This is a genomic window from Anaeromicrobium sediminis (assembly GCF_002270055.1).
Classification (GTDB): domain Bacteria; phylum Bacillota; class Clostridia; order Peptostreptococcales; family Thermotaleaceae; genus Anaeromicrobium; species Anaeromicrobium sediminis.
Map to the genome: position 1 here is coordinate 14,743 of NZ_NIBG01000035.1, position 15,983 is coordinate 30,725.

A 15,983-nucleotide genomic window follows, 5' to 3' on the forward strand; every position below is an offset into this window, starting at 1 on the left:
TAGTGTGAAACAAAAAGGTAATGTAAAGGATTTAACTCAGTTAGCTCATGAAGTGCTATTAAGATATGATATTGTACCAGATAGATTGAAAATAATCCAAAATAACGGCTTGAAAACCTTATGGAAATTTACTTATAATAATGAAACTAAGTGTCTTAAACGTTTAAAGCATTCTAAGGAAAAATCATTATTCAGAGTAAACTCTCAAATTCACGTTTATAACAAGGGTGGTAAGGTAGCAAAGGTATATTTAAATATAGGTCATGAACCTATTACAGAGTATAATGGGCAATTATTTGTGCTTTATGAATGGATAGAAGGTAGAGATTTGAATTTTAGTAAACCATCGGATTTATGTATAGCATTAGAAGGTTTAGGAAGTTTTCATGTATATTCAAAGGGATATAAAGCAGCAGAAAATGTTGAAATATCTTCTAAACTTGGTAGATGGCCTGATCAATATGAATCAATGAAAAAAAGAATGCTTAAGTGGAAAGAAGAGGCTAAGCAAAACTCTAATAAGGGTCCATATAATACCTATCTGAAACATATTGATTCAATAATTGAAATTGCTGATTTAGCCCTTAATAATTTGGAGCAATCGTCCTACGATAAATTAACTAATACAGAACTTCAAGAGTCGTGTTTATGCCATCAAGACTATGGTGAGGGCAACGTAATTCTATCTGGAAAAGATTTATATGTAATAGATTTAGACGGGGTAACTTACGATTTACCCATTAGAGATCTAAGAAAAATTATCGGCAAACGCATGGAAAAAAGAGGAGAATGGAATAAGGAGACTATAGAAAAAATATTGAAATGCTATGAAAAAAGTAATAAATTGACTCCAGAGGAGAAAGAACTGTTAAAAATAGATTTGCTATTTCCCCATTGGTTTTTTGCAACAGTAAAGAATCTGTTTAAGAAAAATAAATCCGTAAGTTCTGGAAAAATATCCGCAATTGCTAAGTTAGAAAAAAGTAAACTTAATGTTCTAAAAAAAATGTTTTAAAGGAGGGAGACTGTGAAGATTGCTTTAATTTGTACTGAAAAGCTTCCAGTTCCTCCTATTTTAGGAGGAGCAATACAAATATATATTGATGCTATTTTACCAACTTTGGCAAAATATCATGAAATAACTTTATTTAGTTTAGGAAATAGTAAATTACCTTCAAGGGAGAAACGTGGCAATATTAGGCATGTAAGGATTAAGGGTAAAACTGCAGATCAGTATATTAATAATATAAAAAAAGAACTTTTGAATGAGTTTAAAGATGAATTTGATTTGATTCAAGTATTTAACAGACCCCTTTGGGTACTTAGATTAAGCAGTGCTGCACCTAATAGTGCTTTTAGTTTAAGCCTTCATAACGAAATGTTTGTAGCTAAAAAAATTGATCCTGACAGAGCAAAGAGGTGTATTGATAGAGTTAGTTTTATGCCTACGGTGAGTAAGTTTATTGCTGACGGTGTGACTGACATGTATCCTTCAGCTAAAGGTAAAATGAATGTTGTATACTCGGCTGTGGACGGAGAAAAAATGAAACCCATATGGCATGAAGATGTGTTAAAGGAAAGAGAGAAGATGAGAAAACAATATGGGCTAGAAGGCCGGAAGGTAATAGCTTATATTGGTAGATTGAGCAAGAAAAAAGGGACACACATTTTGTTAAAGGCAATGAAGGAAGTGATGGAAACCCATCCTGACACCGCATTATTATTTGTGGGTAGTAAATGGTATGGAAAAAATGAAACAGATGATTATATAAAGAAATTACAAACTTTCTCCAAGACTTTAAATGGACCTGTCATATTTACAGGCTTTCTAACACCTAAGGAAATTCCTAAATATTACAATATGGGAGACATATTTGTGTGTGCATCCCAATGGCAAGAACCCCTTGCAAGAGTCCACTATGAAGCAATGGGAGCTGGACTTCCTATTATAACTACTGACCGAGGAGGAAATGCTGAGGTTATGGAAGAAAATATTAATGGACTTTTGCTTAAAGAATATAATAATCCTCAAGCAATGGCAGAGAAAATTATTTATCTCTTAGAAAATGAAGATGCTGCACTAAGAATGGGAAAAATGGGTAGAAAGTTTGCTTTAGAAAAATATAATTGGGATAGAGTAGCATCGCAGCTTTTAGACCTTTTTAAAACTATCTAGTCAAACTATATTTTGGGTTAAATATAAGATAATAAAGAAGGCTACTGACAATAAAGTCAGCAGCCTTCTTATGATTCTTTTATAAGAAGTTAAACCTTTATAGTTTTTAGACTTTAAAGAAACGATTTATACTAAAACTAATAGTTTATCCAATTTCCTCTTCCAACAGAATAATACTGTAAATTGTTTTTCTTAACCTCTTCTAAATCTAAAAGATTTCTACCATCTATAATCATTGGATTTTTCATCTTTTTCTTAAGCATTGATAAGTCTATTGTTGAAAACTCCTCCCAATCTGTACATATAACAGCACAGTGGGAATCTATTAAGCTATCATATAGACTATGGCAATAAATTATATTAGGAAAAATCTGTTTAATTTCAGGGGAAGCCTCTGAATCATATGCTTTAATTATTGTCCCTTGTTTCAATAATTCTTCAATTATAAACAGAGATGGAGATTCTCTAATATCGTTGGTACCAGCCTTAAAGGTAAGGCCTAATATTGTTATAACTTTACCCTTTAAGCTTTTATATTTATCTAATAATACTTTTACTGGGAGTAATCTCTGCTCCTCATTTACTTTAATGGCACTATTAACGATTTTAAAGTCACATTCGTTCTTCTCTCCAATTTTTACTAAGGCCTTTGTATCCTTAGGAAAACAAGAGCCCCCATATCCAATTCCAGCTTTCAGAAATTCTGGTGAGATCCTTTTATCTAATCCAATAGCATAAGCAACAGTTTCGATATTTGCACCAACTTTATTACACAAATTTGCTATTTCGTTTATAAAAGAAATTTTTGTTGCCAAGAAAGCATTTGAAGCATATTTTATTAATTCGGCTGCTTCTGGTTGAGTAAAAACAACCTTTGTATTAAATGTGCTATATAGTTTTTCCATTACCATTTTAGCTTTTTCGCTATCATAGCCTATGACGATTCTGTCCCCATTTAAGAAATCATATATAGCCTTCCCTTCCCTTAAAAATTCAGGATTAGAGACAATGTCAAATTTATCTTTAGAAACTCCATTCCTTATAAGTAGCTCTTTTACATATTTTTGGGTACCTACTGGTACAGTGCTTTTATTCACTATTATTTTGTAGTCATTAATAGAATAAGAAATTTGATTAATTACTTCAGTAACTTGACTAATGTCAACATCCCAATTATCCATTTCAGGTGTTCCTACGGCAATAAAAATCACATCAGAATCCCTTATGGTCTGATGAATATCCTTTGTGAAGAAAATAGTTTTAGAAGTTAAACATTCATTAAGTAACTCTTCCAGATTTTCTTCAAATATGGTGGGAATACCTTTGTTTAATTTATCAACCTTCTCTATATCCTTATCAACACAGATCACTCTGTTTCCTTGTTTTGCAAAGCATAGGGATGTGATTAACCCCACATATCCAGCACCTATAACACATATATTCACTTAATCACCTTCCTAGATGTATTTATAACTATATAGTTTTTGACATATAGTTAATAAAAAAATTACCTTAAGTAAACAGCTAATACATTATATGTAGATGGTCTATAAGGTGATAATGAAATTTGTAAAATAGTTGTTAGCAATTGGAGTTAATAGTGAAAGAATTAAAGGACAGACTGTATGCTAATCCGTAATTGGAAAATAAAAATTTGTTAATAATAATAATCTATAAAAAAATAAGAGAGTATGGTATGATATACTCCCTTGCTAATAAATTCAAGTATTAATCCACATCATCGTAGTTGATATCATTGAAGTTGAATTCCTCCTTAGGAACAGAATCCAAAATCATTTCTACATCTTTCTCTTTATTATCCAACTTATAAGAAAGAATGTTTACTCTAGTTTCACCAACAACTTCTACTCCTAATTCATACTCGACCTGGATTGATATCGTTGGTACTCCCGCTTTATTAACAATCATAGTTCCTAGAGAAACTGGATTTTTATTAACCCATGCTAAGATACTTTTATTGCCATATTCTGTTGGCTCTTCAAGGCTTTCTATACATATTACTTCAGAAAATTTTCCTTTGCTTTTGGATACGGCTGTATCTCCAGTAGTTTCATACCATGCATGAATTTCGAACTCACCATACACTCTAATGTTTATGTTCTTATTAGAAGAATCTACAAATTTACTTCCGCGGATTTTAGCATTTTTTATACTACAGCCTAATACTTGTGTAGGTTCTACATTGTTTTCAGAAGATATAAATATGGTAGTTTGACATGTCTGAGTCGCTCTACCACATACTGCGTTAGTAATTATGGTTGTCATTTTGCTCTCATGGTTATTCTTACCGTTCATAATTTCCCCCCTTCTCTATATTTATAATATTCTGCTTAGAATAAAGATGTGAAATTATTTATTATTTATAATATTCCGGTGAGAACAAAGATGTGAAATTATTTATTATATATTTTGAAACTTTATAACACCTAATATGATTCCAATCATATACTGCATATTAAAGAGTCTCAATTACCTGGATTATTTTCTACTTATTCAGATATTATCATATTAATGAATTTGTTGAATATAATGTAGAGTAAAAGACAGAAAATAAAAAGGGAGGATATAATCAATGAGATGTAGAGAAAAATTTAGCGGTTCTAAGGCAGAATGTTTTGAGCAATTAAAAGGTGTATTCAAAAATTTAATAAATGGAAGACTTGTAATAGAAGGTGAAACTGTAAAGATACCTAGTGACAAAGAAATTGAATATAAAGTAAAATATGAAGACGATCCAGAAACGGAAGGAGCAGTATCAATAAAAATTGGTTGGTCATATGTTGAAGAAATAGAAGACGAAGAAGAAGACGAAGAAGAGGAAGACGAAGAAGAGGAAGACGAAGAAGAGGAAGACGAAGACTAATAAAAATTATTGATGAGAACAAATACTTAAAAAACAATTTCGTTTTGCCAAGACGTTAGACTTTATTCTTGGGATGGTAGAACACCCTATGAAGAATAATATTAAAATTTCTTAAATAATTAAAACGTAGTAAAGGAGAGAGGATTAAACCCACTCTCCTTTTATTATTGGAAATTCATTTGTTAACTTGATTTATTTAATTTTGCCAGATAATTTTCCTCTGTTTATTTCAGCAATAATAAATATGATAATAGGTAAAATTACGCGATTTATAAAACTAATATAGGGCATTACTGTTCTATCAAATTCAAAAAAATCCATTGTACTATCCCATGTTAAGTAAGTTATATTAATTAATATTAAAGTAATAGGAAGTATTATTAATCGATAATCCGTGTAATCTAAAACTTTGCTAATTCCTATACAGATAGCTATCAAATGTACACTGATTTTTACAAAACCTCCTAATGCAAACAAAACAGATGATAGTACTTCTATCCTTTCTAAAACCCTAATGTCTGTTCTCAAAACAGCTGTATAGGTGGAAAAGTATGAACTTGATGCCTCGTTTACACCTGTGACTAAAATAACACTTAAAGAAGTGACAAATATGATAACTCCTCCTAGTAGTAAACCTAAAAGATACATTTTATATGGAGATTTTTTTCTTTTGAAATTAGAAAAAATTGTAGAGAATACTATTATCTGAGAAAAAGGAAATACAAGTATCTTAAAAGTTCCTTGTAGAATTGGATTTATACCATTAGATAACACAGGATAAACATTATTTATATTCATATTAGGAATTAATAGGCACAACATAATAAATGTAAGGAAAATAACTATTAATATAAAAAATTTTCCCCATCTACCCAAAATCACAATTCCATTCTTGGCTACATATGCACTTAAAATTGAGAAGCAAATTATAATTATGATTATAGGGGTTTTATTTAAACCAACTATGGTTATAAACTCTCCATGATGCCTTAATATAGTAGCTTCAATTGCAATAAGATGCAACGTAAAAAATATTATAATTACTTTTCCAATAAACTCACCAAAACAAATTTCAATAATATCAAATAAATCTTTGCTTGGGAAAATATATTGAAGTCTAGCATATATAGAGATTAGTGGCAATGCTATAACTATAGAAATAATAACTGCTAACCATACATCTTGTTTTGCTTCAAGTCCTGATATGGTTACTGAACCTGAACCTATTATGAATAAAACGATAAGAGATATACCATCCCAGTCAGAAAGAACTTCTTTGTTCACTAATTATTCCTCCAAATTATATGTAATTAGTATTTAAAATGTTTATTGAAATGTTTTGATTCAATGAATTTTATTTTTATAGTTTGTCAAAAGTGGATTAAATTTATCTGTTTTTTCTGGTTTCAGAAGAAAAGTATCTGTTTATCTAATTTATTTCCTAAGTTTTTATATTATTGACTATAAAAATTAGCATAGACCATAAGCTGACATAAAATACACTAATAACCTTTTTGTTTCATATAGTAAAGCAAAAAGGAGACAACCATATTATGTTCATAAAAAAATTTAGAAAAAAGGCTTTTAGGATTATGACATGGAATATTTATTTTGGTGCAGACCTGACTCCACTCATCAATACCACTCCGGAACAAGTGCCTAATACTGTAACAGAAGTATTCGATGAATTTGACCAAACAGACTTTCAAGAAAGATCTAAGTCCATTGCAAAACAAATCTGTGAACAAGAGCCTGATATCATTTGTCTTCAAGAGGTGGCATTATGGACAGTTCAATCTTCTAAAATTATAAGGATAATAGATTTTTTAAATATTCTTTTGGATAATCTAAAAAAGCTAGATTTACATTATAATGTAATAGCCGTAAATAAAAACTTTAGAAATAGATTGCCAAGCAGTAAAGGGGATAGAATTGGAATATTAGATCGAGATGTAATCCTTGTAAAGTGCAAATCACCATTGAAGTTTTCTAATATTAAAGAAAATAATTTCGAAACTAATTTAGTTGTTTCTGTTGGAAATCAACCCTTTACCATTCTCAGGGGTTGGTCCTCCGTTGATATTTCCTTATATGGTAAAAAATTTAGGTTAGTAAATACACATTTGGAGTCAGAATCAGCTAAAGTTCGCTTAGCTCAAGCAACTGAACTATTAAAGGGTCCAGGAGCAACGGATATTCCACTAATTTTTATTGGTGATTTTAACTCAAATGCAGATGGAATGGAAGCACCAACCTATGATATGCTCATTGATGCAGATTTTACTGATGCCTGGGATATGGCTGGTAAAGGAGATGGATTTACAGCTGTTCAAGCTAGGGATTTATTAAACTCCATTTCTACTTTAAGAGAAAGGATTGATCTCATTCTCTTTAGAGATAGTTTTAATGTAAAAAAAATCCATACTGTTGGTGATGAACAAAGAGATCGAACCCCCTGCGGACTTTGGCCGTCAGACCATGCTGGAGTTGTGTCAACTCTCAAATTTAAACATGACTTCCATTGTACAGGATCTAGTGCCAGGGCAGGAACAGAATAATATTAAAAAATAGGGTGAAATTATTTCGCCCTATTTTTTAATATTATTTTATTCTTTTCTAATTAGTTTTACAACTTGGGCTACATTTTATTGGACATTGTATAGTTGGTGTTTCTGACAAGATTAGTAATGCTTTACAAACATCTGATACATCTATAAAATATCTGTTATCCTCTCCAATATAGAAGGCATTAACTGTTACATTACACCATAATGCCCTAAATAGACCGCTTATTATGCCAGGAATTCCAGAGATGATTTGAAGGACTTGAATTACAGGTTTTTCTTCAAATTTAATACCAAAGGAGTTGAGAGTATTCTTTACTCCCTCAAGATCTCTACTAGTTTCAGCATCGGGACTACCAACTGTAAGTCTAACAAGATTGAAATTATAGTTATTATCAGTTTCCAAAGGCTTTGTTTGTAGACAGCCTGTAATACTTATATCCTGGTTAGCGATGGTGTTCAAAATGCAACTCAAGGTAGGATCATCTACAATAAAACTAAATTGAATTCTGATTTTATATGAAAAAACATTAGTACTAAATTCATTGTTCATTTCATTAACTTCTCCTTTCGCTATATCATATTCACAGACTAGGAAATTGGGACATGCTTTATCAAAAAAATCCATATCATACTTTAAGCTAATAAAAAATATTGTTAAGTAGAGACCATATTATGAGGTGAAAATATTAGGAGGTATGGTATGGAAAGTGTACTTAATGGAATAAAGCCAGGGGCTATATTTAAACACTTTTTAAAATTAACTGAAATACCTAGGTGTTCAGGAAATGAGAAAAAAGTCAGTGATTTTCTTGTTAAGTTTGCTAAAGATCACGGTTTAGAGGTTATCCAAGACAAAGCTTTAAATGTAATAATAAAAAAGCCAGCAACCAAAGGCTATGAAAATGCACCTACTGTAATACTCCAAGCGCATATGGATATGGTGTGTGCAAAAAATGAAAATTTTCAATTTGATTTTAATAAAGATGCCATTCCATTAATAGTAGAGGAAGATATAATCAGGACAAAAGGCACCACTTTAGGAGCTGATAATGGTATAGGCATAGCAATGATTATGGCAATCTTAGAGTCAGATCAATTACCACACCCTCCCCTTGTAGCCATATTTACTACAGGGGAAGAAACAGAAATGGAGGGGGCTTCAAAACTAAACCCTGAACATATATCAGGAGACATAATGATTAATTTAGATTCTGAAGAAGAGGGGATACTTACTGTATCATCTGCAGGTGGCGTAAATAATATTGTTTCTTTGCCCATTGTTTGGAATAATGCTCACAATACTAAGGAAGCTCATAGAATAGTTATAAAGGAATTAATAGGAGGTCACTCAGGTATAGAAATAGATAAAAGCAGGGCAAGTGCAATAAAATTACTAGGTAGATTATTGCAAGGAATCGATGAGAAAATTGATCTTAATATTGCTAGTGTTAGCGGTGGAGAAAAAATAAATGCAATTCCCAGAATGGCCGATGCTATAATAATGATTAAAAAAGAAGATAAGAAAGAGTTGGAAAATATAATTAAAGAATATGAGGGAATTTTTCATAATGAATTTAAAGCTTCTGACCCTAATATTAGGATCTATTTGGAAAAGATAAACATGCCTGAAAAAGTTTTTGACCCGACAACTAAAAGTGCTGTAATTAGCATTCTAAGGTTAATCCCTTTTGGAGTACAAACAATGAGTGCTAATATGGAAGGATTAGTAGAAAGTTCAAATAACATTGGAGTACTAACGACAAAAGAAGATGAAATCACATTTGAAAGTGCTGTAAGAAGCTCAGTTAAAAGTTTGAAGGATGAAATTAATGGCCGAATTCAAATAATTGCTGATTTAAATGGAGCAAAAATGGAACTTAAGGGAGATTATCCAGAGTGGGAGTTTAAAGAAGATTCACCTATCAGAGAGTTGATGTCTCAAGTTTATAAAGAAATGTATAATGAAGATATTAAAGTAAAAGCTATACATGCTGGATTGGAAACAGGAGTATTGAGAGAAAAGCTTGGTGATATTGATATAGTCTCTATTGGGCCGAATATTTACAATGCTCATACACCTGATGAATATTTAAGTATTTCTTCAACAGTTAGAACAATTGGATTTTTAACTGAAGTATTAAGGAGAATAAAATAAGAAGATTATAGGATAATTACTGGAATTAAATATATTATATTTAAAAATTTACTTACTCAATAAGTCAAAAAAACCTCCCATGGAAAACAGAAACAAGGGGATAGTCCCCTTGTGTTTTTTACTGTGCCTTTTTTATACCTGTACGGTATGTACAGACCTTACGGCATTCGCTACAGTTATATAAATCCCATCCTCGGCCTGCTTTGAAAAATGATTTTTCCCTGCATAACTTTTGATTTACTGTAATTCCATCCATTGCATGTTGTGTGCAAGCTTCAATACACTTATTACAACCAGAAGGACATTTAAAATCTTCAACTAGTGGATCTGGCTCAACGGCTTCATCTATTAATACTGCTCCTATATAAACCATATTGCCTAAGTCTTTATTAATAAAAATAGTACTCTTTCCCATAATACCTAGGCCAGCAAGTACGGCGGAATGCTTAAGGGATATTATTCCCTTTCCATGCATATTATCTTGATCCCAATACAAATAAGGCACATCAGCAGGAATAAGGGCCGCCTTAACATTATTTTCTTGAAAGAATCGGCAAAGGTCCATTCCGATTCTATCCATCTCTTCATACATTTTGTATGCAGTATGTGTATATGGAATTGGATTTTCTGCAAAGATTACGTCGGTTGGCATTTGTTTTATAAATACAACTACACTACTACAGTCCCTAAAAACATCCTTAGGATTAAAACCCTCTGGTGCATCTTCAAATCGCTCAATACTAGCAATTCCACACCTATGAGCTCCAAACTTCAGTGCATATTCTTTGATTAATGCTGATTTCATCTTTATTTACCCCTCCCCAAAATATGAATCACCACCGAAAAATAACTAATTATTCAGAAAATTATATATGCCCATTATATAGAAATTTATCTTTACAATCAAATGAAGAGGAAGGTTTTATTTATAATTTTAGGTAGAATGGAAAAACTAAGCAAATAATGTGTATTCAAGTATTGAAGTACATGATTTATATAATAATTCTAACAATTTGGAGGAGCACCAAGTGAATAAGGAAGTTATTTGCGATAAACAAAGAATAGCTCTCATAATTTTATTTATAATAGGTCCACCCACAGTATCCTTATCAGGGGTTGAAGCCAAACAAGACATATGGCTAGCAGTTATCTTTTCTATGATTATGGGTCTGCCTATGATGTTTATTTATTGTAGACTTCATAATACTTTTCCAAATAAAGATTTATTTGATATTATAGAAATTTGTTTTGGTAAATTTATTGGAAAAGTGATCATAATATTTTTTACTATCCACTTTATTATAACTGTAACTACTATTTTAAGAAATTATGGAGAATTTATAACTACGGTTAGCTTTATGAAAACTCCACTAATTATACCTATGATATGTTTTGGTTCTTTGTGTGCTTATGTAATAATTGGTGGAATTGAGGCTTTAGAAAGATGGGGAAGCATTTTTATACAAATAGTTGTTTTTTTTACGTTTATTCTGATATTATTACTAATTCCTAATATGAATATAAATAATATTCGCCCTGTGTTATCTAATGGTATAAAGCCAGTTTTACAAGGGGCTTCTAAACTATATTCATTTCCCTTTTCTCAATTGGTAGTATTTTCTACAATTTTTTCTAGTTTTAAAAGGAAAATATCTCCTTATCGAATTTATTTTTTAGGCTTGCTAATAGGAGGAATAATAATATTTGTAACTTTTTTTAGTGTTCTATTAACAGTGGGAATAGAGGATATATCAGGTTTGTATTATCCCACATACACTGCTGTTTCAAGAATAGATATTACAGGGTTAGAAAGGACAGAAATATTATCAGGTATTTTGTTTTCATTAGGAGGGTTTGTGAAAATGAGCATACATTTATTGGCTATTTGTATAGGAATTGCGAAGATATTTAGAATAACTGACTATCGTCTTATAGTAATACCAATTACTTTAATGACAATTAATCTATCTTATCTATTATGGGATAGTACAATGGATTTTTATGAATTTGATGGTGAAATAATGATATATTTTGCCTTTCCGTTTCGTACCATTTTACCTATATTAACTTTTATTATAGTTGAAATAAAGAAGAAACAAAATGGTAGTGTACAGGCGTAACAAATTGATAAACAAATTAGAAAAAGAAAATGCATAGGGCATATTCTTTTTTTTATTTTCACAAAAAAGGATTTTCTACAATAGAATCTGGCACTAATTCAATAAAAGAACATAAAATGTAGTAGAAATGAAGTATACATGCTGTAAAAGTACTGCATATATAAAGCATATTTTTCTAAAGTATACTTTAATGGTATAAAATGAAAATTAATAAAATGTATGAGGAGGTATATAAGTGACCTGTAATCATATCTATGAAGATTATAAATCATGTAAACCAGATGAGGAATGTGGAAAGTCTAAACCAAAGCATCCTAAACCACAAAAAGTATTACTTGAATGTGGCCAGGGAACTGGAAGTAAAACTTTTACATCAACCGAGGATACACCATTCCAATTAGCAAATGTTACTGTTGATACAACTAGTTTAAATAAGCCTGAAGTTGTAATAAAGTTTTCCAGTTTAGTTAGGTTGGAGAAAATAGAAAATGCTCCTAGAACAGTTACATTGAAATATGAATTATTTAGAACCTATAACAATGAGGATGAGGAGCCACTATCCTTGGGAACTTGGATGTTTGAAAAAGCTGATGATTTGCAAGAAAGGTTTGTTACTTTAGAAGAATCATTTAGTTTTATCTTCTGTGAGAAATTAAACTGTCTTGGTTGCTGTAGTTATTTTGTAAAGGTTACACCTGTTGAAATAACTAATTCTACAGCTACAGTTAGCGATGGAGAAATGGCCGCATTAACTAAAACTTTACGCTACCCATTAGAAGATAATTGCAAAGCATGTAGTCCTATCTATGACAATATATTTATTCCTAAGAATTTTAAATCAAAGGACACTATCTTAGCATGTGGACAGGGGAATGGTGGTATAGTTTTTAAAGACAGTGGATTGTTTCTTCCAGCTGACATAGCCCATGTAACCATTGACACAAGCTCTTTAAATAAACCAAAAGTTTTAATAGAGTTTTCAACTATTATTAAAATTTCTGAGGATGCTGATGCTATACTACAATTCGAATTATTTAGAGTGTGTGGTGATGGTGACCCAGTATCACGTGGAATTTGGAAATTTGAAATGACAAAGTCTGAGGAACTAGTAAATAAAGCTTTTAGTTTTATTTTCTGCGATTGCAACGTCCCATCAAAATGCTGTGAATATTTTGTGGAAGTTACACCAATAGAAATAGAAGATGACGACGACATTGATGAGGAAGATGATGTAACAGTCTACAATGGAAGGATGATTGCTTTAGCTCAATCATCAAAGGAGAACTTCCATTATGATTACTATAAAACTTGTGATGAAATAAGTGACTGCATTAATCGGAAGCCATTGTGTGATAAACCTAAAGAAATAGTGCTAGAATGTGGTAGTGGTACAGGAAGCAGGACATTCACTTCACAAAGTGAAGAACCTTTTCAATTAGCTAATGTTACAATAGATACAACTTCTTTTTGTAAGCCTATAGTGAATATTCAGTTTTCAAGTATTGTGAGTTTTGAACTAACGAGTGAAGAGATCATGGGTGGTGAGGCATCTATTCAATTACGCTATGAATTATTTAGAAAATGTGATAATAGAAGAGTTAGTTCATTGGGAGTCTGGGAATTTGAAATGACTAATGAAGAAGGTGATCAGGCACTAAGAACAATAGAAGGTACAGAATCATTTGATTTTACTTTTTGTGAGCATATAACATGTCCCGGTTGCTGTGATTACTTTGTAACGGTTACAGCTATTGAAATAATAGAAGGTCCACAAGTGATAAGTATTGCAACTGTTAGTAATGGTAGAATAGCTGCATTGGCCCAAGAAGGATAGTAGAGTGACTACAAACCTAGAACTTGAAAAAGGAAAAATTAATAGAATATTGGGGTGATAATTTAATGTCTTGTAACCATAGTTATGGAAATCATAAAACTTGTGAACCAGATAGGGGTTGGAACAAGTGTAAAATCAAACACCCTAGACCCCAAAAGATACTACTCGAATGCGGAGAAGGAACTGGAAGCAGAACCTTTACATCATCTGACGATCCTCCCTTTCAATTGGCCCATGTTACTATAGATACCACCTGTTTAAATAGACCAGAAGTTTTAATAAAGTTTTCTAGTATCGTTCGTATGGATAACCTAGCAGTGGATGACCAAGATGGAACAGTTAGATTACAATACGAATTATTTAGAGTATGTAACCATGAAGAGCCAAAATCCCTAGGAATTTGGATGTTTGAAGAAGTTAATGTTGATGAGGGTGGCTTTGAGTGCCAAGAAGAATCATTCAATTTTATCTTTTGTGAATGTACAAACTGTCCTAGATGCTGTGAATATTTTGTAACTGTAACACCAGTTGAAATAACAAATGCTACTGCAATGGTTAGTAATGGAAGAATGGCCGCATTATCTCAACCACTATGTGATTCCTTAAAGGATGGATATAAAAACTGTGACTCAAAATATGATCATATTAAATTCAAAGAAAGACATCCTAGACCGAAAGAAATATTACTTGTATGTGGCCAAGGAAATGGAAGTGTAGTTTTTAGAGATATTTCTCCAGAACCACCAGCTGATATAGCCCATGTTGTTCTTGATACAACAAACTTAAGTAAACCTAAAGTTTTAATAGAGTTTTCAAGTATTATTAAAATTGATGAAGAAGTTAATGATCTTCGATTACAATTTGAATTATTTAGAATGTGTGGAGATGGTGAGCCTTTATCCCGTGGCATTTGGACATTTGAAAGGTCTGGAGTTGATATTGATGATTTAGAATTACAAAAAGCCTTTAGCTTTATATTCTGTGAGTGTGAGGCTCCATCAGACTGCTGTGAATATTTTGTAACAGTAACAGCAATTGAAGTAACAGATAGTGATGATCATGATGCAGTAGTTGATAATGTAAGGATCACTGCCCTTGCCCAATCATCGGGGGATTGTATCTATGAGGATAATTATAAAAAACTAGATGGAAAAAGGGATTGTATTGACTGTAAACCAAAGCACCCTAAGGAGAAAAAAATATTACTTGAATGTGGTGATGGAACTGGAAGCAGAACCTTTACTTCATCAAATGACTCAGCTTTTCAATTAGCCCATGTTAAGTTAGATACAACCTGTCTATGTAAGCCTATGGTTAATATTGAGTTTTCAAGCATTGTGAGTTTTGATGCAATTGCTGAAAATGGGGATGTTCAATTACGATATGAATTATTTAGAGTATGTGACAATAGAAAGCCTATATCAGTAGGTATTTGGTCGGTGGATAGAATGGACTTTGATATCATTTATATTGATAAGTCTACAAACACATTTGATTTTACATTCTGTGACTGCATCACCTGTCCTGGCTGCTGTGAATACATTGTAACTGTTACACCTATTACAATAACAGAAGGTGTAATTACTGCAACTGTTAGCAATGGTAGAATAGCTGCATTGGCTCAAGATATAAAATAGAATGCATAACATATTGAAGATTAAAAGAGCAAAGACGATTTAGTTGTCTTTGTTCTTTTTTTATTTTAAAAAGAAAAGGACTTGTTAGAATAGAATCCATCACTGATTCAATAAAACAACATATAATGTAATAGAAATGGAGTGTACGTGTTGTAAGAGCATTATAGAGATAAAGGATATTTTTTAAAAGTATACTCTAATCATATAAAACGAAAAATTAATAAAATATTGGAGGGATAATTTAATGTCCTGTAACCATAGTTATGGAAATCATAAAGATTATAAACCAGATAGGGGCTGGGCCAAGTGTAAAGAAAAAAATCCTGAACCTAAAAAGATACTACTAGAATGCGGAGAAGGAACTGGAAGTAGAATCTTTACATCATCAGACGATCCTCCCTTTCAACTAGCCCATGTTACTCTTGATACAACCTGTTTAAATAGACCAGAAGTTTTAATAAAGTTTTCTAGTATCGTTCGTATGGATAACCTAGCAGTGGATGACCAAGATGGAACCGTTAGACTACAATACGAATTATTTAGGGTATGTAACCATNCGTTAGACTACAATACGAATTATTTAGGGTATGTAACCATGAAGAGCCAAAAT

General features: G+C 31.7%; 14 protein-coding genes. 9 read left to right on the top strand and 5 right to left on the bottom strand.

All coding sequences use genetic code 11. The features are described 5' to 3' along the window. The first annotated feature begins 4 nt into the window (after window positions 1-4). Window positions 5-1,015 (top strand): CotS family spore coat protein, encoded by a 1,011-nt coding sequence (locus tag CCE28_RS20930; protein ID WP_176461958.1) that lies wholly within the window; start codon window positions 5-7, stop codon window positions 1,013-1,015. Between the two features lie 12 nt (window positions 1,016-1,027). Further along, window positions 1,028-2,176: a glycosyltransferase family 4 protein gene (locus CCE28_RS20935; RefSeq protein WP_095136062.1), complete on the top strand. Its 1,149-nt coding sequence runs from the start codon at window positions 1,028-1,030 to the stop codon at window positions 2,174-2,176. A 137-nt stretch (window positions 2,177-2,313) separates the two neighbouring features. Here CCE28_RS20935 and CCE28_RS20940 read toward each other — a convergent pair whose 3' ends face one another. Both CCE28_RS20940 and cotE read right to left on the bottom strand, forming a co-directional pair. Then, entirely contained in the window at window positions 2,314-3,621 is a 1,308-nt protein-coding gene (locus tag CCE28_RS20940) for a UDP-glucose dehydrogenase family protein (RefSeq protein ID WP_095136064.1), read from the bottom strand. 283 nt (window positions 3,622-3,904) lie between these two features. Continuing rightward, on the bottom strand, window positions 3,905-4,492 hold the full coding sequence (cotE, locus tag CCE28_RS20945) for an outer spore coat protein CotE (RefSeq protein WP_095136066.1): 588 nt from the start codon (window positions 4,490-4,492) through the stop codon (window positions 3,905-3,907). A gap of 277 nt (window positions 4,493-4,769) precedes the next feature. On the opposite strand from cotE, the gene CCE28_RS20950 reads away from it, so the two are divergent. Beyond that, entirely contained in the window at window positions 4,770-5,060 is a 291-nt protein-coding gene (locus CCE28_RS20950) for a transcription initiation factor IIE (RefSeq protein ID WP_095136068.1), read from the top strand. A gap of 192 nt (window positions 5,061-5,252) precedes the next feature. Here CCE28_RS20950 and CCE28_RS20955 read toward each other — a convergent pair whose 3' ends face one another. After that, on the bottom strand, window positions 5,253-6,344 hold the full coding sequence (locus CCE28_RS20955; protein WP_095136070.1) for a GerAB/ArcD/ProY family transporter: 1,092 nt from the start codon (window positions 6,342-6,344) through the stop codon (window positions 5,253-5,255). A 269-nt stretch (window positions 6,345-6,613) separates the two neighbouring features. On the opposite strand from CCE28_RS20955, the gene CCE28_RS20960 reads away from it, so the two are divergent. Continuing rightward, window positions 6,614-7,618, top strand: a complete 1,005-nt coding sequence (locus CCE28_RS20960) for an endonuclease/exonuclease/phosphatase family protein (RefSeq protein ID WP_207652947.1) — start codon at window positions 6,614-6,616, stop codon at window positions 7,616-7,618. A 58-nt stretch (window positions 7,619-7,676) separates the two neighbouring features. On the opposite strand, the gene CCE28_RS20965 is transcribed toward CCE28_RS20960, so the two are convergent. Then, window positions 7,677-8,177 carry a hypothetical protein gene (locus CCE28_RS20965; RefSeq protein ID WP_095136072.1) on the bottom strand — a complete coding sequence of 167 codons (501 nt, stop codon included), beginning with the start codon at window positions 8,175-8,177 and terminating at the stop codon, window positions 7,677-7,679. A gap of 150 nt (window positions 8,178-8,327) precedes the next feature. Between CCE28_RS20965 and CCE28_RS20970 the strand changes: the two genes are divergently transcribed. Then, window positions 8,328-9,782, top strand: coding sequence for an aminoacyl-histidine dipeptidase (locus tag CCE28_RS20970; RefSeq protein WP_095136074.1), 1,455 nt, complete (start codon window positions 8,328-8,330; stop codon window positions 9,780-9,782). A 118-nt stretch (window positions 9,783-9,900) separates the two neighbouring features. On the opposite strand, the gene CCE28_RS20975 is transcribed toward CCE28_RS20970, so the two are convergent. Next, window positions 9,901-10,587, bottom strand: a complete 687-nt coding sequence (locus CCE28_RS20975; protein WP_095136076.1) for an epoxyqueuosine reductase — start codon at window positions 10,585-10,587, stop codon at window positions 9,901-9,903. Between the two features lie 223 nt (window positions 10,588-10,810). Between CCE28_RS20975 and CCE28_RS20980 the strand changes: the two genes are divergently transcribed. The 4 genes from CCE28_RS20980 to CCE28_RS20995 form a co-directional block, all read left to right on the top strand. Then, on the top strand, window positions 10,811-11,902 hold the full coding sequence (locus tag CCE28_RS20980; RefSeq protein ID WP_176461959.1) for a GerAB/ArcD/ProY family transporter: 1,092 nt from the start codon (window positions 10,811-10,813) through the stop codon (window positions 11,900-11,902). A 235-nt stretch (window positions 11,903-12,137) separates the two neighbouring features. Continuing rightward, on the top strand, window positions 12,138-13,736 hold the full coding sequence (locus tag CCE28_RS20985; RefSeq protein ID WP_095136080.1) for a DUF4489 domain-containing protein: 1,599 nt from the start codon (window positions 12,138-12,140) through the stop codon (window positions 13,734-13,736). A gap of 65 nt (window positions 13,737-13,801) precedes the next feature. Further along, window positions 13,802-15,373: a DUF4489 domain-containing protein gene (locus CCE28_RS20990; RefSeq protein WP_176461960.1), complete on the top strand. Its 1,572-nt coding sequence runs from the start codon at window positions 13,802-13,804 to the stop codon at window positions 15,371-15,373. A 244-nt stretch (window positions 15,374-15,617) separates the two neighbouring features. Next, window positions 15,618-15,983, top strand: a 366-nt coding sequence (locus tag CCE28_RS20995) for a DUF4489 domain-containing protein (RefSeq protein ID WP_141228406.1), incomplete at its 3' end; no start/stop codon positions are given.